Origin of the sequence: Xenophilus arseniciresistens (genome assembly GCF_028023875.1) — a bacterium.
In the GTDB taxonomy this organism is placed as follows: domain Bacteria; phylum Pseudomonadota; class Gammaproteobacteria; order Burkholderiales; family Burkholderiaceae_C; genus Xenophilus; species Xenophilus arseniciresistens.
This window is the reverse complement of sequence record NZ_JAQIPB010000002.1, coordinates 308,578-334,449: the sequence shown is the minus strand read 5'-3', so window position 1 is coordinate 334,449 and position 25,872 is coordinate 308,578. Positions and strand designations below refer to the sequence as shown.

Sequence of the window (25,872 nt, the reverse complement as noted above, 5' to 3'; positions counted from 1 at the left end):
GCCGTCGACATTCACGCAGGCCTGCTGCCATCCTCGCGGCTGGCTTCCTCCAGCATCGCCACGCTGGCGGGGCTCAGCTGCAACCGGGCGCTGCGCACCAGCTCGGCCAGTTGTTCCAGCGACGTGGCGCTGGCAATCGGCGATGTGATGGATGGCCGCGCGATCTGCCAGGCCAGCGCCACCTGGGCTGGCGTCGCCTGGTGGGCTGCGGCCACTTCGTCCAGCGCCGCCAGGATGCGCAGGCCCCGATCGTTGAGGTACTTGCCGGTGGTGCTGGCGCCGCGCGCGCTCTTGGCGGCGTCGGCGCTGCTGCGGTACTTGCCGGTCAGAAAGCCGGCGGCCAGCGCATAGAAGTTGATCACGCCCACGCCGCGCGCCTTGCACAGCGGCTCCAGCTCGGCCTCATACACCGCGCGGTCGTACAGGTTGTACAGCGGCTGCAGCGATTCATAGCGCGGCAGGTTCAGGCGCTCGCTGGTGTCCAGCGCCTGTGCCAGGCGGGCGGCGCTGTAGTTGGAGGCGCCGATGGCGCGCACCTTGCCGGCCTTGATCAGCTCGGCGAAGGTGCCCAGCGTGTCTTCCAGCGGCGTATCGGCATCGTCGTCGTGGGACTGGTACAGGTCGATGTAGTCGGTCTGCAGACGCTGGAGCGAGGCATCGACGGCCTCGCGGATGTAGCGCGGCGACAGGCCCTTGCGGTCGTCGGCCATGGGCTTGCCGACCTTGGTGGCCAGCACGATGCGGTCGCGCTTGCCGCTGGCCTTGAGCCACTGGCCCAGGATGGTTTCGGATTCACCGCCCTGGTGGCCCGGCACCCAGCGCGAATACACGTCCGCGGTGTCGATGAAGTTGAAGCCGGCATCGAGCCAGGCGTCGAGCAGGCGGAAGGACTGGGCCGCATCCACGGTCCAGCCGAACACATTGCCGCCGAAGGCGAGCGGGGAGACTTGCAGGCCGGAACGACCCAGGGCGCGTGACTGCATCGATGCACTCCAAGAAACGGAGCCGCCAGTGTGCAGGCCAGCGCAAGCCGCAGTGGCGCGCGCGGTTATCGAGAGAAGAGAGGCAAAGAGGAATTCAGACCCAGCCCAGCGCCCCCAGCAGTGCGCCCGCGCCCAGCAGCCACAGCAGGTGCAGTCGCGTGCGCCAGACGATGAGGGCGGCGACCGCGCTCAGCAGCCAGCCATGCCAGGCCGGCAGGGCGGGTGCCTCGTAGTTGCCCGCCAGCACCCAGCCGGTGGCGATCAAGAGGCCCACCACCACGGGCGCCATGCCCTGCTTGAAGGCCCGCACGTCGCGGCGGGTGCGGTTGCGGTGCGCCCAGCGCGTGGCCAGGTAGGTGAGGGTGGAGCTGGGCAGCAGGATGCCCACCATGGTGGTCACCAGCCCCAGCAGGCCCAGCGCCCAGGCCTGCGGCCCGGCGCCGATGCCGCCGCCCGCGTTGAGCCCCACGTTCCAGCCCATCAGCCCCACGAACAGCACATTGGGCCCCGGCGCGGCCTGGGCGATGGCCACCGAGGAATTGAGCTGCGCGGCGCTGAGCCATTGCTTCTCGTCGACCAGGAAGCGGTGCATCTCGGGCACCGTGGTGATGGCGCCGCTGACCGAGATCAGCGAGAGCAGCATGAACTGGCCCAGCAGCGCCAGCCAGTCGGTCCAGTGCATGGCGATGCTCATGCGCCGAGCCTGCGCCAGGTCAGCACACAGGCCGGCAGGCCCACGCCCAGCAGCACCCACAGCAGCGGCAGCCGCCAGATGCCGATCAGCAGCACCATCAGCGCCACGATGCCCAGGCACAGCGGCAGGCCCAGCGGGTGGGTGCGCAGGGCGGTGATGAGCTTGATGCCCGTGGCCGCCACCAGCCCGCCGGCCACCGCGCCCATGCCGCGCAGCGCGCCGGCCACCTGCGGATGCGCCGCGTAATGCGCGTAGAGCACCGCCAGTGCCAGCACCACCAGCAGCGGCACGCTGAGCATGCCGGCCAGCGCCACCAGTGCGCCGCGCAGGCCGAAATGCCGGTCGCCGATCATCAGCGAGAGGTTCACCACGTTGGGCCCCGGCATGACCTGGGCCACGGCCCAGTCCTCGAGGAACTCCTCGGTCGTGAGCCATTTCTTCTTCTCGACGATCTCGCGCTGCACGATGGCCAGCACGCCGCCGAAGCCCTGCAGGGCCAGCAGCGTGAAGGAAACATACAGGTCCGTCAGCGAACGGGGACCGGGGCGGGCGCCGGTAGCGGCGGCGGCGTTGGAAAGGGGCGACACAGGGTTCATGGCAGCCGCCCGATTGTGGCTGCTGCGCAGCGCCCGCGTAGGGGCCGGGCGCATCTGCTTGAACGACACCGGCTCGCGTCGCCTGTGGGGTTTGTCGCCTGCCTTGCGGCGGTGATATGGTTCGCGCCATGCGAGCGAACCTGAACCCCTCTTCTGTCGTGGCGGCACGCCGCGTTTTTCCGCTGGCGGCCCTGGCCGCACTGGTGCTGGCGGGCTGTGGCACCTCGGTGCCGCTGCCGCCCATGCCCCCCATCTCGCAGCCGCAACCCGTGCCGCCGCCCGCGCCGGTCGATGTGCCTCCGCCTGCGCCGCCCGTGCGCGAGCCGCAACTGGCCGCCTTCAGCACGCGCCTGGACGGCCGCAACCAGGTGCCGCCCGTGCACAGCATGGGCACGGGCACCATCGACGCCGTGCTCAACCGCGACACGGGCCTGTTCCGCTGGCAGATCAGCTATTCCAACCTCAGCGGCCCGGTCACGGGCATGAGCATCCACGGCCCGGCCGAAGTGGGGCGCAACGCGCCCGCGCTGATCGGCTTCAACCCGCCCTTCGAAAGCCCCTGGCGCGGCGAGCTGACGCTCACGCCGGCGCAGAGCGCCGAGCTGCTGGCCGGCCGCTGGTACCTGAGCATCTATTCGGCCCGTTATCCCAATGGCGAGCTGCGCGGCCAACTGATCGAGCGCCGCTGAATGCGCGCGCAGGGGGCGGGAAAAAAAGCAGGCGCCACCGCAACAGCACCCCGCCTGCCCGAGGCGCCCGAGCCGCCGGCCGTGGGCCTGCCCGATGCGCACCGGGCGCTGGTGCTGCAGGGCGGCGGCGCGCTGGGCTCCTACCAGGCCGGCGTGTATGAAGCCCTGCTGGCGCGCCAGCCCGCGCTGGACTGGGTGGCCGGCGTGTCCATCGGCGCCATCAACGCGGCGCTGATCGCCGGCAACCCGCCCGAAAAACGCGTGGCGCGGCTGCGCGAGTTCTGGCAACTGGTGTCTTCGGGCGCTGGCCAGCAGTGGCCGCACTGGGCGGGCGAGCGGCGCTGGCTGAACCAGTGGAGCGCGGGCTCGGCCATCGTGGCGGGCATTCCGGGCTTTTTCGAGCCGCGCATGAGCCCCGCATGGGCGCTGGGCCATGCGGCCCCCGTGCTGAGCTACTACGACACCACACCGCTGCGCGCCACGCTCGAAAAGCTGGTGGACTTTGACCGCATCAACGCGGGCGATATGCGCTTTTCGGTGGGCGCGGTCAACGTGCGCACCGGCAACTCGGTCTACTTCGACAACCGGCGCCAGGCCATCGGCCCCGAGCACATCATGGCCAGCGGCGCGCTGCCGCCGGGCTTTGCGCCCGTGCACATCGATGGCGAAGACTACTGGGATGGCGGCATCGTCTCGAACACGCCGCTGCAGTACGTGCTGGACGAGCACGACCGCGACCAGCGCCTGCTGGTGCTGCAGGTGGACCTGTTCAGCGCCCGCGGGCCCATGCCGCGCACCATGGGCGAGGTGCTGGCGCGGCAGAAGGACATCCAGTATTCCAGCCGCACGCGCATGAACACCGACACGCTGGCCAGCAACCTGAACCTGCAGGAACAACTGGCCGAGCTGCTGCGAAGCCTGCCGCCCGCGCAGCGGCGCAACCCGGTGGTGGCGCACCTGTGCGCGCAACTGCAGCATGCGCCCATCGACATCATGCAGCTCATCTACCGCCACAAGCCCTACGAGCTGGAATCCAAGGATTACGAGTTCTCGCGCATCACGGTGAACGAGCACTGGGAGGCCGGCATGCGCGACCTGGAACGCAGCTTCACGCACCGCGAGTGGATGCGCCACGTTTCGCACGGCGCGGGCGTGACCACCTGGGACCTGGGCGAGGTGGACCAGCCCCGCGTGCGGCAGCCGCGCCGCAAGGTCTGAACGGAAACACCCCCGCCGCGCCTGCCATGCGCCTGCTCGTGCTCGAAGACGACCTGATGATCGGCGAGGCGCTGGTCGACCTGCTGCGTGCCGAGCACTACGCGGTGGACTGGGTGAAGGATGGCGAGATGGCCGACACCGCGCTGCACACCGCCGCCTACGACCTGGTGCTGCTGGACCTGGGCGTGCCGCGGCGCGACGGCCTGGAGGTGCTGCGCGCCCTGCGCGCACGGCGCCAGCGCATGCCGGTGCTGATCGCCACCGCGCGCGATTCGGTGCAGCAGCGCATAGCGGGACTGGACGCCGGCGCCGACGACTATGTGCTCAAGCCCTACGACCTGGACGAACTGCTGGCGCGCATCCGTGCGCTGATCCGCCGCGCCGCGGGGCGGGCCGAGCCGGTCTACGAGCACCAGGGCGTGAGCATCAACCCCGCCACGCGCGAAGCCAGCGTCCAGGGCCGGCCCGTGCTGCTGTCGGCGCGCGAATGGGCGGTGCTGGAGCCGCTGATCGCGCGGCCCGGCATCACCCTGTCGCGCGCGCAGCTCGAGGAAAAGCTCTACGGCTGGAAGGACGAAATCAGCAGCAACGCGGTGGAGGTCTACGTGCACGGCCTGCGCCGCAAGCTGGGCGCATCGCTGATCCGCACCGTGCGCGGCCTGGGCTACCGCGTGCCGCGCGAGGACGAGGCCGATGCGGCCTGAGAACCCATCGACATGCTGAAGTCCCTGCGCGCGCGGCTGCTGGCTTTTCTGCTGCTGGCCATCCTGCTGGCCGGCGGGGTGCAGGCCGTGGTCACCTACCGCACCGCGCTCAAGGAAGCCGACACCATCTTCGACTACCACATGCAGCAGATGGCGCTGTCGCTGCGCGCGGGCCTGCCGCCCAGCGCCACGGTGCAGGGCCTGGGCGGCGGCGAACAGAACTTCGAATTCATCGTGCAGGTGTGGTCGCTGGACGGGCGGCGCATCTTCGAATCGGCCGAAGACGCGCTGCTGCCGCAACTGGCCGTGCTGGGCTTCACCGAAGTGCGCGCGCGCGGCACCGAGTACCGCGTGTTCTCCATGCAGACGCGCGGCCAGGTGATCCAGGTGGCGCAGGACCTGGAGCCGCGCCGCCGCATGGCCGGCGCGCTGGCCTGGCGCACGGTGGCGCCCGTGGCGCTGATGGCGCCGCTGTTGATGCTGGTGGTGGGCTGGGTGGTGGGCAGTTCGCTGCAGCCCGTGGCCCGCGTGCGCGCCCAGGTGGCGGCGCGCCAGCCCGATGACCTCTCGCCCGTCAGCGCCGACGGCCTGCCTGAAGAGGTGGCGCCGCTGGTCGACGAACTGAACCTGCTGTTCGAGCGCGTGCGCCGCGCCTTCGAGGCGCAGCAGCACTTCGTGGCCGACGCCGCGCACGAGCTGCGCTCGCCGCTGGCCGCGCTCAAGCTGCAGGTGCAGGGCCTGCGCCGCGCGGGCGGCGTGGAAGACGGCGCCGCGCGCGAGCAGGCCGTGCAGCGCCTGAACGCCGGCATCGACCGCGCCACGCGCCTCGTGGAACAGCTCCTGGTGCTGGCACGCCAGGAAGCCCGCGCCACGGGCGGCACGCCGGCCGCCGCCGTGGACCTGCTGGCGCTGGTGCGCGAGGCCGTGGAAGACGCGCTGCCCGCGGCCGCTGCGCGCCGCATCGACCTCGGGCTCACCCAGGCCGATGTGGCAGTGCTGAGCGGCCATGCCGACGCGCTGCGCATGCTGCTGCGCAACCTCATCGACAACGCGCTCAAGTACACGCCCGAGGGCGGGCAGGTCGATGTGTCGCTGCAGGCCCTGCCGCAGGGCGGCGCGCAAGTGACGGTGCAGGACTCGGGCCCCGGCCTGCCCGCAGCCGAGCGCGAGCGCGTGCTCGACCGCTTCTACCGCGCCCCCGGCAGCGAAGCCGGCGGCAGCGGCCTGGGCCTGGCCATCGTGCGCACCGTGGCGCAGTTGCATGGCGCGAAGCTGACGCTGGACGAAGCACCGCAACTGGGCGGGCTGCGCGTGCGGGTCGAACTGCCCAAGACCTGAGTCGATTAAGCCAGCCCTAAGCCAGCGCTGAGACATTCCTTTGCAACAAAGGCGGATGGTCCGCCTGCAGTGAAGAAAGGAAGCCTCTCATGAATACGCAAGCAATCACCACGCCCCGCCGCCTGGTTCTGGCCCTGGCGGCCGCGGGCGTGCTGGGGGCCGCTGCCACCGGCGCCTACACCAGTGCCAATGCCATCAACAGCCCTGCGGCGGCGCCCGCGCCCGCCGCGGCACTGGCGCCGATGACCGGCGCGCCCGACTTCTCCGCCATCACCGCGCGCAGCGGCCCCGCGGTGGTCAACATCAGCGTCTCGGGCATCACGCGCACGGCCCTGGCCGATGACGAGGGCGAAGACGCGGCCCAGGCCGGCCCCGGCCTGCAGCCCGGTGACCCGCTGTACGAGTTCTTCCGCCAGTTCGGTGCGCCGGGCCTGCGCGGGCCGCAGCATGGCGCGCCGGGCCAGGGCCAGCCCGCGCGCTCGCAGGGTTCGGGCTTCATCGTCAGCGCCGACGGCACCATCCTGACCAATGCCCACGTGGTGCAGGGCGCCAAGGAAGTGACCGTGAAGCTCACGGACCGGCGCGAGTTCCGCGCCAAGGTGCTGGGCGCCGACAGCCGCACCGACGTGGCGGTGCTCAAGATCGAGGCCAGGGACCTGCCCACGGTGCCGCTGGCCAACCCCAGGGACCTGAAGGTGGGCGAATGGGTGCTGGCCATCGGCTCGCCCTTCGGTTTTGAAAACACGGTGACGGCCGGCGTGGTCAGTGCCAAGGGCCGTTCGCTGCCCGACGACAGCTTCACGCCCTTCATCCAGACCGACGTGGCCATCAACCCCGGCAATTCGGGCGGGCCGCTGTTCAACAGCCGCGGCGAGGTGGTGGGCATCAACTCGCAGATCTACAGCCGAAGCGGCGGCTACCAGGGCGTGTCTTTCGCCATTCCCATCGACCTGGCGGTGCGCGTGAAGGACCAGATCGTGGCCACGGGCCATGCCAGCCATGCCAAGCTGGGCGTGGCGGTGCAGGAGGTGAACCAGGCCTTTGCCGATTCCTTCAAGCTGCCCAGGCCCGAAGGCGCGCTGGTCTCGCAGGTGGAAGAGGGCGGTGCGGCCCACAAGGCCGGCCTGCAGCCGGGCGACGTGATCCTCAAGGTGGACGGGCAGCCCATCGTGGCCTCGGGCGATCTGCCGGCGCTGATCGGCCAGGCGCTGCCGGGCCAGAAGGTGGGCATCGAGGTCTGGCGCGATGGCCGCGCGAAGGCGCTGACGGCCACTTTGGGCAATGCCTCGGACAAGACCCAGGTGGCCAGCGCGCAGGAGAGCGTGGCCAAGGGGCAACTGGGCCTGGCATTGCGCCCGCTGCAGCCGCGCGAGCGCGAGGAGGCGGGCGTGGCCGCCGCGCAGGGCGGCATGGTGATCGAGAACTCGCGCGGCCCGGCCGCAGCGGCCGGCGTGCAGGCCGGCGATGTGCTGCTGGCCATCAACGGCGTGCCGGCCAGCAACGTGGCGCAGGTGCGCGAGGCCGTGGCCAAGGCCGACAAGTCGGTGGCGCTGCTGATCCAGCGCGGCAGCGAGCGCATCTTCGTGCCGGTGCGGCTGGGTTGAGCATCAGCTTTTCTTAAAGCTTCAAGGACCAGGTCTCGCCGAGCAGCTTCTGACCGAAGTCCTCGTAGGGCTCGGATTTGTCGAGCACGAAGCCGCGCCTGGCATAGATGGCGCGCGCGGCCGTGAGGCAGCTGTTGGTCCACAGCACCATCCTGCGATAGCCCCTGGCGCGTGCGAAAGCGATGGCTTCGTCCGTCAGGCGCGCGCCCAGGCCCAGGCCGCGCGCCTGGGGCGCCAGGATCAGCATGCGTAACTGCGCCACGGTGGCCGACTTGCGCACCACGAAGATGGCGCCCACGCGCTGGCCGTCGAGTTCGGCGATCCAGCACTTTTCCGCGGCCGGATCGAAGTGCTGCACGAAGCGGGCCGCGATCTCGGCCACCATGGCTTCGAAGCGCATGTCCCAACCGTACTCGCGCGCGTAAAGCTCACCATGCTGTTGCACCACCCAGCCCAGGTCACCGGGCACGGGGTCGCGCAGCAGCGCGGTGCGCAGGGCTTGACTGGCTGGCGCGCCCGCAGGGTCAAGCAAGGACTCGATGCGCGCCATGGCCGCCACCGCCTCGGCGCGCTGCGCGGGCGGCAGCGGCGCCAGCAGCGCGGCGGCTTCCTCGCGCGACTTCTGTTGCATGGGCGAGAAGGCCGCGTGGCCGGCCTCGGTGAGCTGCAGCAGGCTCTGGCGCGCGTCCTTCGGGTGGGGCGCGCGCAGCAGCCAGCCGTCTTTTTCATAGCGCTTGAGGATGCGGCTGAGGTAGCCCGCGTCCAGCCCCAGCTCGCGCTGCAACTGCGTGGCGCTCAGGCCGTCGCGGTGCGCAAGTTCGTACAGCACGCGCACGTCGGTCAGTGAAAGCCGGCCGCCCAGGTAGGCGTCCAGCACGCCGATGCGGCGCGTGAAAAAGCGGTTGAAACGACGCAGGGCCTTGACCTGATCGACCGGGACTGAGGAGGCACTTGGGCTGTTCATGTTGCCATTGTCAATTTGAATTGTTGACCAAAGCAAGTAAATGCTGTGGCAAATGAACGACCCTGCGCCGGCACGGGCATGCCCCCGGGGTGCAGGGATGCCATCCCTTCGCTAAAATCCCGGCCTTCTTTCGCGTTGCAGACAACCGGGCCACCCGCCGTCCGGACCGCGCCTGCCTAATCCGGTGCTTCGGCCCCGCCGCTCCCTCCACGATGAACGCCCCCGTCGACGTCTCCTTTTTCGCGCGCGCCGCCAAGCCGATCACCAGCTACCGCAAGTTCTGGGCGCATCGCTTCGGCCCCGCGAAGTTCCTGCCGACCACGCGTGAGGAAATGGCGCAGCTGGGCTGGGACAGCTGCGACGTGATCGTGGTGACGGGCGACGCCTACGTGGACCACCCGAGCTTCGGCATGTCGGTGATCGGCCGGGTGCTGGAGGCGCAGGGCTTTCGCGTGGGCATCATCGCCCAGCCCGACTGGCAAAGCGCCGAGCCCTTCAAGGCGCTGGGCAAGCCCAACCTGTTCTGGGGCGTGACGGCGGGCAACATGGATTCGATGATCAACCGGTACACGGCCGACCGGAAGATCCGCAGCGACGATGCCTACACGCCCGGCGACGTGGGCGGCGCGCGGCCCGACCGCGCGGCCATCGTCTACAGCCAGCGCTGCCGCGAGGCCTTCAACGACGTGCCCATCGTGCTGGGCGGCATCGAAGGCAGCCTGCGCCGCATCGCCCACTACGACTACTGGAGCGACAAGGTGCGCCGCTCGATCGTGGTCGACGCCAAGTGCGACCTGCTGCTGTACGGCAACGCCGAGCGCGCCATCGTCGAGATCGCGCACCGCCTGGCCGCCAAGGAGCCCGTGCAGCAGATCACCGACGTGCGGGGCACGGCCTTCGTGCGGCGCCAGGGCGACGAATCCGCGCAGGGCTGGTTCGAGATCGATTCCACGAGCGTGGACACGCCCGGCCGCGTGGAAGCGCACCCCAACCCCTACCTGATGGTGTCGGAGCAGGCCAAGGCCAATGGCGCCACCTGCGCCAAGGACGACGAGGCCCAGGCGGTGGCCGCGAAGGCCGAGGCTGCCGGCTCGCCCTTGGCAGCCAGGGCGGCCGTGCAGCCCATCAACTTCGTCGCCAATCCCACGGTGCGACTGAAGCCGCCGCCGCGCGACAAGACCGTGATCCGCCTGCCCAGCTACGAGCAGGTCAAGGCCGACCCCATCCTCTACGCGCATGCCAACCGCGTGCTGCACCTGGAAACCAACCCCGGCAACGCCCGTGCGCTGGTGCAGGCGCATGGCGAAGGCACCACGGCGCGCGACGTCTGGATCAACCCGCCCCCCATCCCGCTGACCACGGCCGAGATGGATCATGTGTTCGACCTGCCCTATGCGCGCAGCCCGCACCCGCGCTACGCCGACGAGCAGGGCAGCCACGAGGGCGCGACCAAGATCCCCGCCTGGGAGATGATCCGCTTCTCGGTCAACATCATGCGCGGCTGCTTCGGCGGCTGCACCTTCTGCTCGATCACCGAGCACGAAGGCCGCATCATCCAGAGCCGTTCGGAAGAATCGATCATCAAGGAGGTCGAGGACATCCGCGACAAGGTCAAGGGCTTCACCGGCACCATCTCCGACCTCGGCGGCCCCACGGCCAACATGTACCGGCTGGGTTGCAAGACGCCGGAGGTCGAGGCCGCGTGCCGCAAGCCCAGCTGCGTGTATCCGGGCATCTGCCCGAACCTGCACACCGACCACGGCCCGCTGGTCAAGATCTACCGCCGCGCGCGCGGCCTCAAGGGCATCAAGAAGATCCTGATCGGATCGGGCCTGCGCTACGACCTGGCCGTCAAGAGCCCCGAGTACGTCAAGGAGCTGGTGCAGCACCATGTGGGCGGCTACCTCAAGATCGCGCCCGAGCACACCGAGCAGGGGCCGCTGTCGAAGATGATGAAGCCCGGCATCGGCAGCTACGACCGCTTCAAGAGCATGTTCGAGAAGTTCAGTGCCGAGGCGGGCAAGAAGCAGTACCTGATCCCGTACTTCATCGCGGCCCACCCGGGCACGCGCGACGAGGACATGATGAACCTCGCGGTGTGGCTCAAGAAGAACGGCTTCCGCGCCGACCAGGTGCAGACCTTCTACCCCAGCCCCATGGCCACGGCCACGGCCATGTACCACTCTGGCCGCAACCCGCTCACGCGCGTGCGGCGCGAGATGCGCGACGCGCAGGAAGAGTCGGTGGACATCGTGCGCGGCGAAAAGCGTCGCCGCCTGCACAAGGCCTTCCTGCGCTACCACGACCCCAACAACTGGCCGCTGCTGCGCGAGGCGCTCAAGGCCATGGGCCGTGCCGACCTGATCGGCAACGGCAAGCAGCACCTGATCCCCACCTTCCAGCCCGTGACCGACGGCAGCTACCAGAGCGCGCGCCGCAAGAATTCCACGCCGCTGGCCAAGGCTGCGCCCGCGGGCTTGAACAAGGGCAGTGCGGCAGCAGCAAGTTCGCGCGCCCCGCAAGGCTCATCCAAACCACCCAAGGGCCGGCTGCTCACGCAGCACACCGGCCTGCCGCCGCGCGAGACGGGCAGCGGCGGCGCCAACAAGCCCTCGCAGCGCCGCAAGCCGCGCTGAGCCCTGCGAGGCTGACTACAGCCTCGGCGAGCCGGGTCCTACGCGCAGGGCCGGCTGCATTGCGCATGGTGCTCACTTCACGGCCGGGGAAAGCCCCGGCATCAGGAGTGACCCATGTCCAGCCATCTATCTTCCAGCCCTTCCCAGGCTTCCAGTTCCGCATCCTTCGAGGCCCACGCGCAGCGCGCGCGGCAGACCGCCCAGCAGCAGCGCCAGCTGCAGCAGGCCCAGGATGCGGCCGATTCGCGCGAGCCGTCGAAGTCACACGATGCCTCGGGCGGCGCCGGCGCGGTACAGGCCGGCCACCACGCGCAGCCCGAGAACCCGCTGCCGGCCCAGCATCTGAAAAAGCCCGGCACCGAGGCCGACCTGCAGCTGGCACCGCGCTTTGCCGCGCAGGACTACCGCGGCAGCGGCAAGCTCGAAGGCCGCGTCGCGCTCATCACGGGCGGTGATTCGGGCATCGGGCGCTCGGTGGCGGTGCTGTTCGCGCGCGAAGGCGCGGACGTCGCAATCACCTACCTGGACGAAGACGAGGACGCGCAGGAAACCCGGCGCTGCGTGGAGGCCGAGGGCCGCCGCTGCATCACGTTCGCCGGTGACGTGGGCGAGCCGCAGTTCTGCCGCGATGCCGTGCAGCGCACCGTGGACGAACTCGGCGGCCTGCACATCCTGGTGAACAACGCGGCCTTCCAGCTGCACGCGAAGTCCATCACCGACCTGGACGACGCGCGCTGGGACATGACGCTGCGCACGAACATCAGCGGCTATTTCCACATGGCGCGTGCCGCCGTGCCGCAGCTGGGCCAAGGCTGCGCCATCATCAACACCGGCTCGGTGGTGGGCCTGCAGGGCAGCGCCGAGCTGCTGGACTACGCCTCCACCAAGGGCGCGATCCACGCCTTCACCAAGTCGCTGGCCAGCCAGTTGCTGGACAAGGGCATCCGCGTGAACGCCGTGGCCCCCGGCCCGGTGTGGACGCCGCTGAACCCCGCCGACCGGCCCGCCGACAAGGTGGCCGAGTTCGGCAGCCAGACCGACCTCAAGCGCGCCGCGCAGCCCGAGGAGATCGCGCCGGCCTATGTGTTCCTGGCCTCGCCCTGCTGCTCGAGCTACATCACGGGGATCGTGCTGCCCATCACGGGCTCCGTTGGCGCGATCTGAGGCGCTCAGCCGCACAGGCTGAGCAGGGCCAGCGCCGCAGCGGCCAGGCCCGGGTCCAGCCACAGCGGCAGCGCCGCCGCGCAGGCTGTGCTCAGGCCCAGGGCGCCGAGCCAGTCGGCGCGCCTCATGCCAGGGCCTCGCGGCGCAGGCGCGGCAGCGGGCGCTCGTCGATCGGCCAGTGCAGCGCCGCGGCCAGCAGGCCCAGCGCGATGGCGCCGGCCCACACGGGGCCATAGCTGCCCGTGGCCTCGAACACCACGCCGCCGAGCCACACGCCCAGGAAGCTGCCCAGCTGGTGGCCGAAGAACACGAAGCCGAAGAGCGTCGCCAGATAGCGCACGCCGAAGACCTGCGCCAGGATGCCGCTGGTCAGCGGCACCGTGCCCAGCCACAGCGCGCCCATGGCCAGCGCGAACAGGTACAGGCTGGCCGTGGACAGCGGCAGCAGCACAAACAGGGCCATGGCCGCGCTGCGCGCCAGGTACACGCCGGCCAGCAGCTTCTTCTTGGCATAGCGCGCACCGAGCAGGCCGCAGGCATAGGTGCCGCCCACGTTGGCCAGCGCGATCAGGGCCAGCGCGGCCATGCCGTCGGCGGCGCGCCAGCCCTGGTCCAGCAGCCAGGCCGGCAGGTGGCTGGCCACGAAGGCGAGCTGGAAGCCGCAGGCCAGAAAGCCCAGGTTCAGCAGCCAGAAGCCGCGTTGCGCAAAGGCCTCCTGCACCGCGGCGCGCAGGGCCTGAGGCGGCTGCGCCGCGCTTGCGCCGCGCGCGGTGGTCGCCGCGCGGTCATTGAGCGGCACGGCCAGCGGCAGCGCCAGCGCAATGACCAGCGCCAGCGTGCCCAGCGCCGCCACCCAGCCCCAATGGCCGATCAGCGTCTGCGTGGTGGGCACGAGCAGGAACTGCCCCAGGCCGCCCACGGCGCCGGCCAGGCCCAGCGCCCAGCCGCGGCGTTCGGGTGCCACCAGCCGGCCCAGCGCCGCATACACCACGCCGAAGGTGGTGCCCGACAGCGCGATGCCGATGCACACGCCGCCCGCGATCACGAAGGCCAGCGGACTGCCTGCCTGGCTCATCCCCAGCAGGCCCAGCGCATACAGCGCCAGGCCGGTGCCCACCACGGGCCGCGCGCCCCAGCGGTCGGCCGCCATGCCGGCAAGGGGCTGCGCCAGGCCCCAGACCAGGTTCTGCAGCGCCAGCGCGAAGGCGAAGCTCTCGCGCGACCAGCCGCGCTCCAGCGTCACGGGCAGCAGGAACAGGCCCTGCACATGGCGCACGCCCAAGGCCAGTCCCATGACCAGGCCGCCGGCCAGGACCAGGGCCCAGGCCTGGGTCCACCAGCGTGGCGGCGGGGCAGAGCGTGCGAGGGTGGAAAAAGGCATGGTGGGCAACTCCAGGGCGGGGCCAGGCGATGCCTGGATTGGAGAGCCGGCCGCGGCCGCGCTCAAGCGATCTTTGCGCGTGCCTGCCATGCGTGCAGCTCATGGCAAGGCGGGCCGCGGCGGCGCACAATGGCGCCATGTCTCTGCCGCTGGTGCGCCTGTCTTCGCTCGATCCGCTGCGCGGCTTCGTCGCCGTGGGGCGGCGCATGAGCATCACGCAGGCGGCCGATGAGCTGTGCCTGACCCAGTCTGCGGTGAGCCGCCAGATCCACGCGCTGGAGCAGCAGCTGGGCTGCAGGCTCTTCGTGCGCCAGCACCGCGGTGTTGCCTTCACGCCCGAAGGCGAGCGGCTGTTCCGCAGCGCCGACAGCGCGCTGCAGCAACTGCAGGACGTGATGGGCGAGCTGCGCCGCAGCGAGGAGCGCCGCCCCGTCACCTTGACGGCCAGCGTGGGCGTGGTGGGGCTGTGGCTGCTGCCGCGGCTGCCGGCACTGCAGCGGCTGCATCCGAAGATCGACCTGCGCCTGTCGGCCGCGAACAGCCTGGCCGACCTGCGCGCCGACGGCATCGACCTGGCGCTGCGCTACTGCCGCGCCGCCGATGCGCCGGCCGATGCGGCGCATCTGTTCGGCGAGACGCTGGCCCCGGTGCTGCACCCGCGCCTGGCCCAGGCGCTGGCCGACGAGCCCGGTGCGCTGGCGCGCATGACCCTGCTGGAGCTGGACGATCCGCGGCCCTGGCTGCAATGGCAGAGCTGGCGCGCGGCGCTGCCGGCCCGCAGCCGGCCGGCGATGCTGCGCCTGAACCAGTACGACCAGGTGATCCACGCGGCACTGGCCGGGCAGGGCGTGGCGCTGGGCCGGCTGGAGCTTCTGCAGCCCCTTCTGGCCAGCGGCCAGCTGGCCTGCCTGCCCGAGGGCGTGCTCAAGGACGGCCGGCCGCGCGCCAGCCCTTTTGGCTACTGGCTGCTGCAGGCCGAGCCTGCGCCGCGCGAGGACGTGCGCCGCGTGGCGGCCTGGATCCAGGCCGAGGCGCGCGCCATCCAGCCGGCCTGAGCACGCGGCCCGCGCCCGAGCAGCGCATAGCGCGCCGTGCCCGGTCCCAGCGCATGCACAAAAGCCAGCCCCCGCGCCGGCATGCGGTGCTGCTGGCCCGGCATCAGCACGATGTCGGGGCTGGCGCCGGGCAGGGCGCGGCATTCGAGCGTGAGCCACAGCCGGCCCGCCACGCAGCGCACCACCGTGCCGGCCGCCAGCGTCAGCGTGAGGCTGTGGTCCGGGGAAAGAAAGCGGCTGTCCTGCGGCGTCATGACGGGCTCCATGGCAGAAATGCGATGCAGCCAGTGTGGGCGGCGCCTGCGCGCAGCGGCATGCGAAATCGGCCCGGCAGACATGAGAAGCGCGCATGGCAGGCCGCGCCAGGCCGCCGCGCCCGAGCGGGCCGGGCCCCGCGGCTTCAGCGCAGCTGCGGCGGCAGCCTGCTGTGGTGCGGGCCGCCGCTGCCGCCCTTGTCCTGCACCGGGTTGGCCGTGAGGCTCTGGGCCGGGTAGGGGCGCATGAACTCCTTGGCCTTTTCCACGCGCGCGTCCAGCCAGGCGTCATAGGCGCCTTCGTTGAGCAGCACCGGCATGTGCGCGTCGTTGCCGGGCGGGCGGTAGCGGTGCATGAGGCCGTGGCCGTTGGCGTTGACGGTCAGCAGCGCAAAGCTCAGCAGCGCCTGGCCCTCGGGGCCGAGCCAGCGCGCCCACAGGCCCGCCACGCCCATGGGGCGGCCGTCGGTGCGCCAGATGCGCGTGGGCACGGCCTTGCCGCTGCGCCAGTCGTCGGCATAGAAGGCCATGACCGGCACGATGCAGCGCTGGCCCTGCAGCCAGGCGTCGCGGAAGGCCCGGGAGGTGGTCACGGTTTCTGAACGCGCCTCCACCAGCTTGGGCGCGCGCAGCTTGCCATCGCTTTCAGACTTGACCCAGTGCGGCACCAGGCCCCATTGCGCGGCCGCGAGCAGCCGGGCGGGCGCGGGCTGCGCCGGGTTGTCTGCCGGCAGGCCGCGCCAGAGCATGAAGGCCGGCTGCCGGGGGCGCATGCGCTTGTCGCCCAGCACGTCGGGCGGCGCAACGCCGAAGGCTTCGGGGTAGAGGGACGGGGTCTGGAGCGAATCGCAGCGGCTGGTCATGATCGGAAAAGCTTATTCGCGCCGACGCGTGACTTTCACCACCACGTCCATGCCTGCATAGGCGTCGGCTTCGCCGAACCAGCTGCCGGCGATCGGCGGGGCCAGGGCCGGGTCGCGCGCCACGCCCACGCGGATCAGGCGTGCGCTGCCCATGAGGTTGTTGGTGGGGTCGAAGGCCACCCAGCCCGCGCCCGGAAGGTAGGCCTGCAGCCAGGCATGCGTGGCACCGGCGCCCACGATGCTGTCGCCCGGTTCCTGGGCGTTCTCGTCGAGGGCGGCGTCGTACAGGTAGCCCGAGACGAAGCGCGTGGCAATGCCCAGGCGGCGCGCCGCTTCCATCATCAGCAGCGCGTAGTCGCGGCAGCTGCCGCCGCCCACGGCCAGGGTTTCCAGCGGGGTCTGCGTGCCTTCCTCGTCGCGGGCCTGGTACTTCAGGCTCTGCGCGATGTGCGCGTTCATGCGCGTGAGGGTCTCGCGCGTGCTGTTGGGCTGGTCGCTGCGCAGGAACTGGTGGGCCCAGCGGATCAGCGTGCCGTCGGGGTCTTCGTGGTGCGGGCGCAGGTAGTGCTCCAGGTCCAGCCGCTCCTGCACCGAATAGGCAAAGGGCAGGAATTCGGCGGCCGGCTCCAGCGGCAGGTCGTCTTCCAGGCCCGGCACGTATTCGATGGTGAAGGCGCACACGATGGTCAGTTCCGTCGCCGGCCCCTGCGGCTGCACCAGCGCCACCGAGTTCGAGTGCGGGTCCTGGATCAGCCGCACATGGGCCTGCGGGCTCACCTGCAGATCGGTGGCCAGCACGCGCAGGTCGTGGCTGTCGCGGGGGCGGAACATCACGCGGTGCAGGCCGAAGTTGACCGGCTCGGTGTAGCGATAGGTGGTGGTGTGGAGGATGTCGTAGCGCGTGGTCATGGCAGGCCCGCTGGAACAGCCCTGCATTCTCCGATGGCGCGGTGACGCGCCCACGCCGGGCCGGCTGGCGTCGTCCCGCGGGCACCGTGGAAGGCTGCGGGGCGGATGTTTTTTCACCCTTTTTGCAGTGTGGATGAAATAATCGGTGACAAATCGTACACGCGTCGGCGGGGCTCCCGCCCGCAGGGCCGCCGGCCCGAATCCCGAACCTTCCTCATGCGCCTGGACCCCGTTTCGATGAGCACGATGGCTGGGCTGATGTCCCTGGTCATCGGCGCGCTCCTGCTGGGCCTGCCGGGCCGCTATGCAGCGCGGATCCCGGGCCTGCGCGCCTGGGGCTGCGCGCTGCTGATGTACGCGCTGGGCACGGCCTCGTACCTGCTCAACCACGTGCTGCCCACGGGCCTGGCCACCATGCCGGGCAATGCGCTGGTGATGTTCGGCTTCGCGCTGCTGATGGCGGGCAGCCGGCGCTTCCTCGGCTGCCCGAAGGCGCCCGGGCCCATGCTGTGGCTGTGCTGCATCAGCCTGGGCGTGATCGCCTTCTTCCAGTTCGTGGTGCCCGACTACCGGGTGCGCATCAGCGTGTTCACCGGCACGCTGGCCTTCATCGCGCTGGCGCACCTGCGGCTTTTGCTGCGCCACGGCCAGGGCTGGGCCTCGCGCTTCATGGCCGGCGTGCTGGGCTGCCTGAGTCTGGTGATGGGGGTGCGGGGCGTGCTGACCTGGTGGGTGGACCGCCCCGACATGCACATCTACATGCCCTCGTCGGTGCAGGGCGCCTACGTGGCCTCCTATGCCTTTGCCGTGCTGCTGCTGGGCGTGGGCGTGCTGTTCATGGCCACCGAGCGCGTGCGCGTCGAGTTCGAGCACATGGCCACGCACGACGGGCTGACCCATGCCCTGACGCGCCGCAGCTGGATGAGCCGTGCCGAGGCTGCGCTGGCCGACCCGGGCCGGCCGCTGGTGGCCGTGCTGATGCTGGACCTGGACCATTTCAAGCGCATCAATGACGCCCAGGGCCACCAGGCCGGTGACCGCGTGCTGGCCACCCTGGCGCGCGTGATGGCCGACGCGCTGCCGCCGGGCGCGGCGCTGGGCCGCTACGGCGGCGAGGAGTTCGTCATCCTGCTCGAAGGCCATGCTGCCGCGCAGGCCCTGGAAGTGGCGGAGCGTCTGCGGCAGGCCGTGCAGGCGCGCGCGCTGGGCTGCACGGTGAGCATCGGCCTGGCGCTGGCGGGCCCCACGCAGAGCCCGCAGACCCCGCTGGACGCGCTGATCCAGCGTGCCGACCGCGCGCTCTACCGGGCCAAGGGGCAGGGCCGCAACCAGGTGCAGCAGGCCGGGCCGGCCGAGCGCGATGCTGCACCGTCGCCGTTGCAGGCGGCCCCGCAATCGCGCCCCTGAGGCGCGGCCTGGCGCGGCCTGGCGCGGGATCAGCCCGCGTCGCGCAGCCGCGCCGTGTCCACGCCGCGGGCCCAGGCCGCGGGCACCGGCAGCGGTTCGCCATGCCAGCGCGCGGCCAGCAGCTCGGCGCACAGCGTGGCAAAGCTCAACCCGCGCGAGCCCAGCGCGGTGCAGACCCACAGGCCCGGCCGGGCCGCATCGAGCGGACCCACCAGCGGGCGCCGGTCGGCCGAGGCGCAGCGCACGCCGGCCCAGTCCTGCACCCGGCCCTGCGCAAAGGCCGGTGCCAGCGCTGCGGCCAGCGGCGGATGCAGGCGCGCGAGCCGCGCGAGGTTGTGGGCCCGGCCTTCGGGCCGCAGCGCGCTGCTGTCGTCGCCGGGCTCGAAGGTCGAACCCGTGAGCCAGCAGGGCCGGCCCGCGTCGTCGGCCAGCCAGGGCACCAGGTGCCCGTCGCCGTTGAGCGGCATGGCAGGCAGCACGCCGGCGGCCAGGCCTTCCTCGGGGTGAGGCCCCCAGGCCAGTTGGCCGCGCACGGGCTGCAGCGGCAGGCCCTGCGCCAGGGCCCGGCCGCTGGCGCCACCGGCCAGCACCACGCGCTCGGCCCGGGCCCGCACGCGGCCTGCGGCGTCGCTCAGCGTGAACAGGCCGTCCGCCCAGTCGATGCGCGCGATGGGCGCCTCGCCCTCGAAGCGGATGCCCGGCTGCGCGAGCCAGGCCTGCACCAGCCGCGCGGGCCGCACCCAGCCGCCCTCGTCGTGCCGCAGCGCGGGCGTGTCGGTCGGCAGCGCGGCGGCCTGCAGCGTGGCTGCGTCGGCGACCCACGAGCGGTTGGGTCCATCGGGCTGCCACAGCGGCGGCAGGCGCAGGCCCTGGGGCGTGCGCCGCTCCAGCACGCCCGGGGCCTGCCAGTCCTGCCCCTGCACCAGCAGGCGCCGCACCTCCTGCCAGGTGGCGCGGGCGCCGGCGCGGGTCAGGCGGGAAAGCAGGGCGTCGTCGGGCGACACATGGGGCGCGAGCACGGCCGCGGGCGTGCCCGAGGCCGCGGCCGCCGGCCGGGCGGCGGCATCGAGCACCGTCACCTGCCAGCCGCGCCGGGCCAGGCTGGCCGCCACGGCCGCGCCGGCCAGGCCGGCACCCACCACGGCGCAGCGTGCGATCGGGCCGGCCTCTTCATCCAGCACCTGCTGCACGGCCGGCGAGGGGCGGCGCGTCCAGTTGGGCGCAAACACCCCCTGCAGCGCGTCGCGCTTGGGCGGCAGGCCGGGCGCGCGCGTGAGCACGAAGCCCAGCGGCGTCAGCGCATCGCGCACGGCGCGCGCATAGGTCCAGGTGCCCAGCCGCGTGCCGGGCCGCGCGAAGCGCGCGACGGCCTTGAGCGTCTCGGGTGTCCACATCTGCGGGTTCAGGCGCGGGCTGAAGCCGTCCAGGAACAGGCTGTCTGCCTGGAAGGGCCGGTGCGCGCGCAGCATGGGCTGCACCTCGCCCACGCACAGCGTCAGCAGCACGCGCCCCTGGTCGAAGGCCAGCCGGTGAAAGCCGGGCAGCAGGCCCTGCCACTGCGCGGCCAGCGCCTCAGCCAGCGGCAGGAGCTCGGGGTGGGCGCGCGCGGCGCGCAGCAGGTCTTCCTGCGTCACCGGAAAGGCTTCGACCGAGACGAAATGCAGCAGGCCGGGGCGCTGCGGGTCGGCACGCCAGGCCTGCCAGGTGGCCAGGAAGTTCAGGCCCAGGCCGAAGCCGGTTTCCAGGATGCGCCATTGCGCCTGGCCGCGCCAGGCCTGCGGCAGGCCGCAGCCGCCGATGAACACGTGGCGCGTCTGCGCCAGTGCGCCGCTTTCGGAGTGGTAGATGTCGCCGAAGCGGGGGCTGAAGGGCAGGCCGTCGGGCCGCCATTCGACAGGGGCGATCATGCGCAGGGCTGCAAGGGTGGGGCAAGGGCGGTGGCGCCGGGCGAGGCGCCAGGGGGCGCCGATTTGACCACGCGGCGCGGTGCGGGCCGGGTGCTCAGCGCCGCGCGGGGCCGGCGGCGGCGATGATCTGGTGCAGGGTCTGCAGCAGCAGCTCGGGCTGCACGGGCTTGAACATCACGACCAGGCCGCTGGCATAGGCGGCGCGCACGCGCGCGGGGTCGGTGTCGCCGGTCACGAGGATGGTGGGCACCGCGCGCCCGGCCAGCCGGCGCAGCTCGGCCGTGGCGGCGATGCCGTCCTGCGGATCGGCCAGCCGGAAGTCGATGATGAAGGCGTCGAAGCCATCGGGCGCAGCCTGCACGAGGGCGCGCGCGGCCTCCAGGCGCTGCGTGACCTCGATGCGCGCGCAATGCGGCGACAGCCACATGCGCACCGCCTCGCCCACGGGCAGCTCGTCGTCCAGCAGCAGCAGGCGCGGCGCGGGCGGCCGGGGCATGGGCTGCGAATGGGCGGCCGCGGGCGGCGCCGTGCCCTGCTGCGCCGGCGGCGGCGCCAGTTCCTGCGGCCGGTGCCACTGGCGCGGCACGTCGATCCAGAACACGCTGCCGCGGCTCCTGCGCGAGCGCGCGCCCACCTCGGCGCCCAGCAGTTCGGCCAGGCGCTTGACGATGGCCAGGCCGATGCCCAGGCCGCGCGCCACGTCGCGCTGCGGGTTGTCGACCTGGTAGAACTCGTCGAACACATGGGGCATGTGCTCGGGCGCGATGCCCAGTCCGGTGTCCCACACGGCGATGCGCAGCCGCTCGCCGCGCGGGCGCGCGCTGACCAGCAGGCCACCGCGGCGCGTGTACTTGAGCGCGTTGTCCACGAAGTTGGTGACGATGCGCAGCAGCAGCTCGGGGTCAGTCTGCAGCCATTCGGGCACTAGGTGAAAGCGCAGGCTCAGCCCGGCCTCCTGCGCGCGCGACTCGAACAACTGCGCCAGGCGCAGGAAGAGCTGGTCGGCCGCGATCGCGCGCGGCTGCGGCACCACGGTGCCGGCGTCGATCTTGGAGATGTCCAGCATCGCGTTGAGCAGGCCGCTGACGGCGTCGGTGGCCTGCACCACGCGCGCGGCCACGGGGGCCAGCGCGTGGCCGGCCAGGTCGCGCTCCAGCGAGCGCGAGAACAGGGCCAGCGCGTGCACCGGCTGGCGCAGGTCATGGCTGGCCGAGGCGAAGAAGCGGCTGCGCTCGCGGTTCAGGCGCTGCAGCTCCTGCGACTGGTCCAGCAACTGCTCGCTCAGCAGTTCCTTGTCGATCTGGTCGGACAGGCTGCGCCGGATCAACTGGTGCTGCGACAGCGAGAAGCGGGCCATGGCCGCGCCGAAGATCAGCGCGACCGCGCAGGCAAAACCGCCGTCGCTGCCGCCCATCCAGCCAAAGCGGCTCACCACGCCCAGCGTGAAGGGCAGCACGAAGGCCGGCACCATGGCGGGCCAGTTGGCGAGGATGGGCACGGCGCCGATCAGCGTGCTGAACAGGCCCAGCAGCAGGATCAGGATGCGCTCGGGCGTTTCGGTGCCGGGCGGCATCAGCGCCCAGGGGGCGGCGGTCCAGCCGAAGGCATAGACCGTGAGCGGCAACAGGTAGCGCCAGGCGCCGGCCGGCTGGCGCAGGGCGAACTCGGGTTCGGGATACAGGCGCGCATTCCAGCGCATGAAGCCCCAGCGCAGGGCCAGCAGCACGCCCAGCAGAAGGCCCCAGAGCAGCGGCCACACGCTGCGCGACAGCCAGAAGAAGACGGCCGACAGGGCCAGGACCGCCACGCCGGCCGAGAGCAGGGTGGGCGGCCCCATCGCGAACATGCGGCGCAGCAGGCGTTCGCGGATCAGCCGGGCGCGGGCCTCGGGTCTGTCCTGCACCGCAGCGGGCCCGAAGGCGGGGGCATCGAGCTGGACCGGAGCCGTCGAGTGGCGCATGCGCCGCAGTGTAGGAGCGGCATGGGCGCCGTCGATGACGGTGCGCCCGGCGCTTGCGCCCCGCGCGCGTCATCGACCGGCAAATCGCCAAAAAAAACCGGCCCTGAGGGCCGGCATCGTGTCTGGCGCCTGGGCCGGTTCGCTCAGTTGCTGGGCGGCACGTAGCCCTGGGCGGCGTCGGCACCATCGCCGAAGAAATGCTTTTCCATCTGGCGCTTGAGGTACTCGCGGGCGCGCTGGTCGGCCAGGTTCAGGCGGTTCTCGTTGACCAGCATGGTCTGGTGCTTGAGCCAGTCGGCCCAGGCCTGCTTGCTCACGCTCTGCCAGATTTTTTTGCCCAGCTCGCCGGGGTAGGGGGGAAAGTCAAGACCTTCGGCCTCGGTGCCGAGCTTGATGCACTGGACCATGCGTGCCATGTGGAACCTCTGATGATGAATCTGCGGGTGATCGGGGGAGGGGGGAGCCGGCGCCTGCAGCGGCGCGGCCTTAGCTCATTTCGCTATTTAGAACTGAAAACTCGGTTGTTTCAGATTCGATATGCGCTATCCAGAATGCAGGGCATCGACCTTATGCATTTATGAGTAGAACATGAACTTGCGACGCGACTTTATCAAGCTTTCCCTGGGCACCGGCGCTGCGCTGGCCATGGCCCTGCCGCTGACCCCGGCCTTCGCCCAGGCCAAGCCGCCGGTGACCCTGCTCAATGTCTCCTACGACCCCACTCGCGAGCTGTACGTGGAATTCAACAAGGCTTTTGCCGCGCACTGGAAGGCCAAGGCCAACCAGGACGTGAGCATCAAGCAGTCGCATGGCGGCTCGGGCAAGCAGGCCCGCTCCATCATCGACGGCCTGGAAGCCGACGTGGCCACGCTGGCCCTGGCCGGCGACACCGACGCGCTGGTCAAGAACGGCGGCCTGCTCAAGGCCGACTGGCAGAAGCGGCTGCCGCACAACAGCGCGCCCTACACCTCGACCATCGTGTTCCTGGTCAAGAAAGGCAACCCCAAGGGCCTGAAGGACTGGGACGACCTGGTCAAGCCCGGCGTGCAGGTGATCACGCCCAACCCCAAGACCTCGGGCGGCGCACGCTGGAACTACCTGGCGGCCTGGGAATTCGCCAAGCGCAAGTACGGTGGCGATGCCAAGGCCAGGGACTTCGTGGGCAACCTGTACAAGAACGTGCCCGTGCTGGACACCGGCGCGCGCGGCTCGACCATCACCTTCGTGCAGCGCGGCGTGGGCGATGTGCTGCTGGCCTGGGAGAACGAGGCCTTCCTGGCGCTCAAGGAATTCGGCCCCGAGAAGTTCGAGATCGTGGTGCCTTCGATCTCCATCCTGGCCGAGCCCGCGGTGGCCGTGGTCGACAAGGTGGTGGACAAGCGCGGCACCCGCGCCGTGGCCGAGGAATACCTCAAGTACTGGTACACCGAAGAGGGCCAGGACATCGCGGGCAAGCACTTCTACCGCCCGGCCGTCTCCGAAAAGGCCAAGGCCAAGTACGACAAGGTCTTCCCCAAGCTCACGCTGTTCACCATCGACCAGGGCTTCGGCGGCTGGGCCAAGGCCGACAAGGAGCACTTCGCCGACGGCGGCTCCTTCGACCAGATCTATACCCAGAAGCAGAAGTAAGGCAGGCGCCCGCAGCGCCTTTCTTCCTTTCTTCCTTCTTTCTCGTCAGCCTTCGATGACCGTCCTCCTGATTGCCGGCAGCCCCACGGCCCCCTCGCGCTCCGCCGCCTTGCTCGATGCCGCGGCGCTGCGCCTGCGCCGGCGCGGGCTGGAGGTGCAGCGCCTGACGGTGCGCGAGCTGCCGGCCCAGGCGCTGGTGCATGCGCAGTTCGACGACGCGCAACTGCAGCGCGCGACCGACCAGGTGGCGGCGGCGCGCGCGGTGGTGGTGGCCACGCCGGTCTACAAGGCGGCCTACAGCGGCCTGCTCAAGACCTTCTTGGACCTGCTGCCGCAGAGCGCGCTCAAGGGCAAGACGGTGCTGCCGCTGGCCACCGGCGGCAGTGCCCACCACATGCTGGCGCTGGACTATGCGCTGCGCCCCGTGCTGGGTGCGCTCGGTGCGCGTCACATCCTGCCGGGCGTCTATGCCAGCGATGCGCAGGTCACGCTGACGCCTGAAGGCGGCTGGCAGCTCCAGGTCGACATTGCCGACCGGCTGGCCGAAGCCGTGGACACGCTGCAGGCGGAAGCCTTCCCATCGACCGCCCGCAGCGGCTTCGACCCCATCCATTTCTCGCGGGTGCGATGTAGCGTCTGACGCCGCCGCCTTCTCGCCACCCCTTCTTCCCATGCCCGTTGCCTGAACCCGCCTTGCGGCGGGATGGGCCGCGCTTTGCCTCGAACCCGAGAGAGAAATCCATGCCTCCCAGTTTTGCCGACCCCCTTCCCGCCGCGCCGCGCCCGGCCTGGCTGCGCCTGGCCGATCTGCTGATCGCCGTGCTGCTGGTGCTGGCCATCGCGCTGGTCACTTCCTTCCTGGGCGTGAATTCGGCCCAGGCCGCATCCACGCAGTCCGCCCCTTCTGCACAGCCCCTGGAGGCCGCATGACGACATCCGCCAAACACACGCTCACGCGCCGCCGCCTGCTGCAGGGCGTGGCCCTTGGCGGCACGGCCAGCGTCACGGGCTTTGCGGCCATCGCCCAGGGCGCGCGGCGCGAGCTGCGCGTGGGCCACCAGAAGGGCTACCTGAGCCTGCTCAAGGGCCGCGGCACTTTGGAGCAGCGCCTTGCGCCCCTGGGCGTGAGCGTGAAATGGACCGAGTTCACGGCCGGGCCGGTGCAGCTCGAGGCCCTGAACGTGGGCTCCATCGACTTCGGCGACGTGGGCGAGGCGCCGCCCATCTTCGCCCAGGCCGCGGGCGCGCCGCTGGCCTATGTGGGCGCGACCGTGCCGCGCCCGGCCTCCGAAGCGGTGCTGGTGCCCGGGAACTCCGCCATCAAGTCGGTGGCCGATCTCAAGGGCAGGCGCGTGGCGCTGAACAAGGGCAGCAACGTCCATTACTTCATCGCCCGGCTGGCCGAAAAGCACGGCCTGGCCTACGCCGACCTGAACCTGGTCTATCTGGCTCCCGCCGATGCGCGCGCGGCTTTCGAAAAAGGCTCCATCGACGCCTGGGTGATCTGGGACCCCTTCCTGGCCGCGGCCGAGGTGGGCCTGGGCGGCCGCGTGCTGGCCGACGCCACGGGTGTGGTGGGCAACCGCGCCTACTACTTCTCCTCGCTGGACTACGCGAGCAGGAACGTCGACGTGACGCGGATCCTGGTCGAGGAGATCGACAAGATCGACCGTTGGGGCGCTGCCAACCGCGAGGCGCTGGCGACCGAGCTTTCGGGCCTGTGGGGCATTCCGAAACCGGTGGTCGATGTGTCGACCCGGCGCACGCAGTTCGGCACCGGCCCGATCACCAAGGCCATCCTGGCCGAGCAGCAGCAGATCGCGGACACCTTCTTCGCGCTCAAGCTGATCCCCAGAAAGATCAATGTGCTCGAGGCCGCGGCCCCGGGCCTGGCCTGAACGGGCAGGGGAGAACGAC

General features: G+C 71.1%; 25 protein-coding genes. 13 read left to right on the top strand and 12 right to left on the bottom strand.

The genetic code is table 11. From position 1 onward, the window contains the following. Nucleotides 1-11 precede the first annotated feature (11 nt). From PGB34_RS06155 to PGB34_RS06145, 3 genes are all read right to left on the bottom strand, one after another. Nucleotides 12-983 carry an aldo/keto reductase gene (locus PGB34_RS06155; RefSeq protein ID WP_271427185.1) on the bottom strand — a complete coding sequence of 324 codons (972 nt, stop codon included), beginning with the start codon at nt 981-983 and terminating at the stop codon, nt 12-14. Between the two features lie 94 nt (nt 984-1,077). After that, nucleotides 1,078-1,677, bottom strand: coding sequence for a chromate transporter (locus PGB34_RS06150; protein WP_271427184.1), 600 nt, complete (start codon nt 1,675-1,677; stop codon nt 1,078-1,080). Then, on the bottom strand, nt 1,674-2,273 hold the full coding sequence (locus PGB34_RS06145) for a chromate transporter (RefSeq protein ID WP_271427183.1): 600 nt from the start codon (nt 2,271-2,273) through the stop codon (nt 1,674-1,676). Before PGB34_RS06145 ends, PGB34_RS06150 begins: the two co-directional genes overlap by 4 nt. A 128-nt stretch (nt 2,274-2,401) precedes the next feature. On the opposite strand from PGB34_RS06145, the gene PGB34_RS06140 reads away from it, so the two are divergent. The 5 genes from PGB34_RS06140 to PGB34_RS06120 all read left to right on the top strand — a co-directional run bounded on the left by PGB34_RS06140 (nt 2,402) and on the right by PGB34_RS06120 (nt 7,826). Continuing rightward, nucleotides 2,402-2,962: a CHRD domain-containing protein gene (locus PGB34_RS06140; protein ID WP_271427182.1), complete on the top strand. Its 561-nt coding sequence runs from the start codon at nt 2,402-2,404 to the stop codon at nt 2,960-2,962. Beyond that, a complete protein-coding gene (locus tag PGB34_RS06135; protein WP_271427181.1) occupies nt 2,963-4,180 on the top strand; it encodes a patatin-like phospholipase family protein in 1,218 nt (405 codons plus the stop codon). Nucleotides 4,181-4,206: 26 nt separating this feature from the next. Next, the gene (locus PGB34_RS06130; protein ID WP_271427180.1) at nt 4,207-4,884 is read left to right on the top strand and encodes a response regulator; all 678 of its coding nucleotides are present in this window, start codon (nt 4,207-4,209) and stop codon (nt 4,882-4,884) included. Nucleotides 4,885-4,896: 12 nt separating this feature from the next. Then, nucleotides 4,897-6,222, top strand: coding sequence for an ATP-binding protein (locus PGB34_RS06125; RefSeq protein WP_271427179.1), 1,326 nt, complete (start codon nt 4,897-4,899; stop codon nt 6,220-6,222). 89 nt (nt 6,223-6,311) lie between these two features. Next, nucleotides 6,312-7,826 carry a DegQ family serine endoprotease gene (locus PGB34_RS06120; protein WP_271427178.1) on the top strand — a complete coding sequence of 505 codons (1,515 nt, stop codon included), beginning with the start codon at nt 6,312-6,314 and terminating at the stop codon, nt 7,824-7,826. 13 nt (nt 7,827-7,839) lie between these two features. Here the strand turns inward: PGB34_RS06120 and PGB34_RS06115 are convergent, their stop codons facing one another. Continuing rightward, the gene (locus PGB34_RS06115) at nt 7,840-8,790 is read right to left on the bottom strand and encodes a bifunctional helix-turn-helix transcriptional regulator/GNAT family N-acetyltransferase (protein ID WP_271427177.1); all 951 of its coding nucleotides are present in this window, start codon (nt 8,788-8,790) and stop codon (nt 7,840-7,842) included. A 212-nt stretch (nt 8,791-9,002) separates the two neighbouring features. Here PGB34_RS06115 and PGB34_RS06110 point away from each other — a divergent pair, with 212 nt between their 5' ends. Continuing rightward, nucleotides 9,003-11,426, top strand: a complete 2,424-nt coding sequence (locus tag PGB34_RS06110; protein ID WP_271427176.1) for a YgiQ family radical SAM protein — start codon at nt 9,003-9,005, stop codon at nt 11,424-11,426. 114 nt (nt 11,427-11,540) lie between these two features. Further along, nucleotides 11,541-12,590 (top strand): SDR family oxidoreductase, encoded by a 1,050-nt coding sequence (locus tag PGB34_RS06105; protein WP_271427175.1) that lies wholly within the window; start codon nt 11,541-11,543, stop codon nt 12,588-12,590. 5 nt (nt 12,591-12,595) lie between these two features. Here PGB34_RS06105 and PGB34_RS06100 read toward each other — a convergent pair whose 3' ends face one another. Together PGB34_RS06100 and PGB34_RS06095 are read right to left on the bottom strand one after the other, a co-directional pair. Further along, complete coding sequence (locus tag PGB34_RS06100; protein WP_271427174.1) at nt 12,596-12,718, bottom strand: hypothetical protein; 123 nt, start codon at nt 12,716-12,718, stop codon at nt 12,596-12,598. After that, nucleotides 12,715-13,971, bottom strand: a complete 1,257-nt coding sequence (locus PGB34_RS06095) for an MFS transporter (RefSeq protein ID WP_271427173.1) — start codon at nt 13,969-13,971, stop codon at nt 12,715-12,717. The genes PGB34_RS06100 and PGB34_RS06095 overlap by 4 nt, the downstream gene beginning before the upstream one ends. Nucleotides 13,972-14,108: 137 nt before the next feature. Between PGB34_RS06095 and PGB34_RS06090 the strand changes: the two genes are divergently transcribed. After that, the gene (locus tag PGB34_RS06090) at nt 14,109-15,026 is read left to right on the top strand and encodes a LysR family transcriptional regulator (RefSeq protein WP_271427172.1); all 918 of its coding nucleotides are present in this window, start codon (nt 14,109-14,111) and stop codon (nt 15,024-15,026) included. On the opposite strand, the gene PGB34_RS06085 is transcribed toward PGB34_RS06090, so the two are convergent. The 3 genes from PGB34_RS06085 to PGB34_RS06075 form a co-directional block, all read right to left on the bottom strand. After that, nucleotides 14,930-15,280: a DUF2917 domain-containing protein gene (locus tag PGB34_RS06085; protein WP_271427171.1), complete on the bottom strand. Its 351-nt coding sequence runs from the start codon at nt 15,278-15,280 to the stop codon at nt 14,930-14,932. The two genes, PGB34_RS06090 and PGB34_RS06085, sit on opposite strands and share 97 nt — an antisense overlap. A 146-nt stretch (nt 15,281-15,426) precedes the next feature. Continuing rightward, a complete protein-coding gene (locus PGB34_RS06080; protein WP_271427170.1) occupies nt 15,427-16,143 on the bottom strand; it encodes an SOS response-associated peptidase in 717 nt (238 codons plus the stop codon). Nucleotides 16,144-16,155: 12 nt separating this feature from the next. Continuing rightward, on the bottom strand, nt 16,156-17,052 hold the full coding sequence (locus PGB34_RS06075; RefSeq protein ID WP_271427169.1) for a transglutaminase family protein: 897 nt from the start codon (nt 17,050-17,052) through the stop codon (nt 16,156-16,158). A 237-nt stretch (nt 17,053-17,289) separates the two neighbouring features. Here PGB34_RS06075 and PGB34_RS06070 point away from each other — a divergent pair, with 237 nt between their 5' ends. Beyond that, nucleotides 17,290-18,459, top strand: coding sequence for a GGDEF domain-containing protein (locus tag PGB34_RS06070; protein ID WP_271427168.1), 1,170 nt, complete (start codon nt 17,290-17,292; stop codon nt 18,457-18,459). Between the two features lie 29 nt (nt 18,460-18,488). On the opposite strand, the gene mnmC is transcribed toward PGB34_RS06070, so the two are convergent. The 3 genes from mnmC to PGB34_RS06055 form a co-directional block, all read right to left on the bottom strand. Further along, entirely contained in the window at nt 18,489-20,366 is a 1,878-nt protein-coding gene (gene mnmC, locus PGB34_RS06065) for an FAD-dependent 5-carboxymethylaminomethyl-2-thiouridine(34) oxidoreductase MnmC (protein ID WP_271427167.1), read from the bottom strand. 94 nt (nt 20,367-20,460) lie between these two features. Next, complete coding sequence (locus tag PGB34_RS06060; RefSeq protein WP_271427166.1) at nt 20,461-22,326, bottom strand: ATP-binding response regulator; 1,866 nt, start codon at nt 22,324-22,326, stop codon at nt 20,461-20,463. Between the two features lie 143 nt (nt 22,327-22,469). Then, a complete protein-coding gene (locus PGB34_RS06055; protein WP_271427165.1) occupies nt 22,470-22,742 on the bottom strand; it encodes an oxidative damage protection protein in 273 nt (90 codons plus the stop codon). Between the two features lie 172 nt (nt 22,743-22,914). Here PGB34_RS06055 and PGB34_RS06050 point away from each other — a divergent pair, with 172 nt between their 5' ends. The 4 genes from PGB34_RS06050 (at nt 22,915) to PGB34_RS06035 (ending at nt 25,853) form a co-directional block, all read left to right on the top strand. Further along, a complete protein-coding gene (locus PGB34_RS06050; RefSeq protein WP_271427164.1) occupies nt 22,915-23,955 on the top strand; it encodes a sulfate ABC transporter substrate-binding protein in 1,041 nt (346 codons plus the stop codon). 55 nt (nt 23,956-24,010) lie between these two features. After that, on the top strand, nt 24,011-24,595 hold the full coding sequence (gene ssuE / locus PGB34_RS06045; protein ID WP_271427163.1) for an NADPH-dependent FMN reductase: 585 nt from the start codon (nt 24,011-24,013) through the stop codon (nt 24,593-24,595). A 101-nt stretch (nt 24,596-24,696) separates the two neighbouring features. Continuing rightward, complete coding sequence (locus tag PGB34_RS06040; protein ID WP_271427162.1) at nt 24,697-24,885, top strand: hypothetical protein; 189 nt, start codon at nt 24,697-24,699, stop codon at nt 24,883-24,885. Then, on the top strand, nt 24,882-25,853 hold the full coding sequence (locus PGB34_RS06035) for a sulfonate ABC transporter substrate-binding protein (protein ID WP_271427161.1): 972 nt from the start codon (nt 24,882-24,884) through the stop codon (nt 25,851-25,853). The genes PGB34_RS06040 and PGB34_RS06035 overlap by 4 nt, the downstream gene beginning before the upstream one ends. Nucleotides 25,854-25,872: the final 19 nt, after the last annotated feature.

Bases quoted from the DNA above. Each gene is read 5' to 3' on its own strand.
- PGB34_RS06040 (WP_271427162.1), top strand. From the start codon at position 24,697: ATGCCTCCCAGTTTTGCCGACCCCCTTCCCGCCGCGCCGCGCCCGGCC.
- PGB34_RS06150 (WP_271427184.1), bottom strand. From the start codon at position 1,677: ATGAGCATCGCCATGCACTGGACCGACTGGCTGGCGCTGCTGGGCCAG.
- PGB34_RS06100 (WP_271427174.1), bottom strand. From the start codon at position 12,718: ATGAGGCGCGCCGACTGGCTCGGCGCCCTGGGCCTGAGCACAGCCTGC.
- PGB34_RS06035 (WP_271427161.1), top strand. From the start codon at position 24,882: ATGACGACATCCGCCAAACACACGCTCACGCGCCGCCGCCTGCTGCAG.
- PGB34_RS06115 (WP_271427177.1), bottom strand. From the start codon at position 8,790: ATGAACAGCCCAAGTGCCTCCTCAGTCCCGGTCGATCAGGTCAAGGCC.
- PGB34_RS06155 (WP_271427185.1), bottom strand. From the start codon at position 983: ATGCAGTCACGCGCCCTGGGTCGTTCCGGCCTGCAAGTCTCCCCGCTC.
- PGB34_RS06135 (WP_271427181.1), top strand. From the start codon at position 2,963: ATGCGCGCGCAGGGGGCGGGAAAAAAAGCAGGCGCCACCGCAACAGCA.
- PGB34_RS06050 (WP_271427164.1), top strand. From the start codon at position 22,915: ATGAACTTGCGACGCGACTTTATCAAGCTTTCCCTGGGCACCGGCGCT.
- PGB34_RS06060 (WP_271427166.1), bottom strand. From the start codon at position 22,326: ATGCGCCACTCGACGGCTCCGGTCCAGCTCGATGCCCCCGCCTTCGGG.
- PGB34_RS06055 (WP_271427165.1), bottom strand. From the start codon at position 22,742: ATGGCACGCATGGTCCAGTGCATCAAGCTCGGCACCGAGGCCGAAGGT.
- ssuE (WP_271427163.1), top strand. From the start codon at position 24,011: ATGACCGTCCTCCTGATTGCCGGCAGCCCCACGGCCCCCTCGCGCTCC.
- PGB34_RS06145 (WP_271427183.1), bottom strand. From the start codon at position 2,273: ATGAACCCTGTGTCGCCCCTTTCCAACGCCGCCGCCGCTACCGGCGCC.
- PGB34_RS06090 (WP_271427172.1), top strand. From the start codon at position 14,109: ATGTCTCTGCCGCTGGTGCGCCTGTCTTCGCTCGATCCGCTGCGCGGC.
- PGB34_RS06070 (WP_271427168.1), top strand. From the start codon at position 17,290: ATGAGCACGATGGCTGGGCTGATGTCCCTGGTCATCGGCGCGCTCCTG.
- PGB34_RS06125 (WP_271427179.1), top strand. From the start codon at position 4,897: ATGCTGAAGTCCCTGCGCGCGCGGCTGCTGGCTTTTCTGCTGCTGGCC.
- PGB34_RS06080 (WP_271427170.1), bottom strand. From the start codon at position 16,143: ATGACCAGCCGCTGCGATTCGCTCCAGACCCCGTCCCTCTACCCCGAA.
- PGB34_RS06130 (WP_271427180.1), top strand. From the start codon at position 4,207: ATGCGCCTGCTCGTGCTCGAAGACGACCTGATGATCGGCGAGGCGCTG.
- PGB34_RS06110 (WP_271427176.1), top strand. From the start codon at position 9,003: ATGAACGCCCCCGTCGACGTCTCCTTTTTCGCGCGCGCCGCCAAGCCG.
- PGB34_RS06105 (WP_271427175.1), top strand. From the start codon at position 11,541: ATGTCCAGCCATCTATCTTCCAGCCCTTCCCAGGCTTCCAGTTCCGCA.
- mnmC (WP_271427167.1), bottom strand. From the start codon at position 20,366: ATGATCGCCCCTGTCGAATGGCGGCCCGACGGCCTGCCCTTCAGCCCC.
- PGB34_RS06095 (WP_271427173.1), bottom strand. From the start codon at position 13,971: ATGCCTTTTTCCACCCTCGCACGCTCTGCCCCGCCGCCACGCTGGTGG.
- PGB34_RS06075 (WP_271427169.1), bottom strand. From the start codon at position 17,052: ATGACCACGCGCTACGACATCCTCCACACCACCACCTATCGCTACACC.
- PGB34_RS06120 (WP_271427178.1), top strand. From the start codon at position 6,312: ATGAATACGCAAGCAATCACCACGCCCCGCCGCCTGGTTCTGGCCCTG.
- PGB34_RS06140 (WP_271427182.1), top strand. From the start codon at position 2,402: ATGCGAGCGAACCTGAACCCCTCTTCTGTCGTGGCGGCACGCCGCGTT.
- PGB34_RS06085 (WP_271427171.1), bottom strand. From the start codon at position 15,280: ATGACGCCGCAGGACAGCCGCTTTCTTTCCCCGGACCACAGCCTCACG.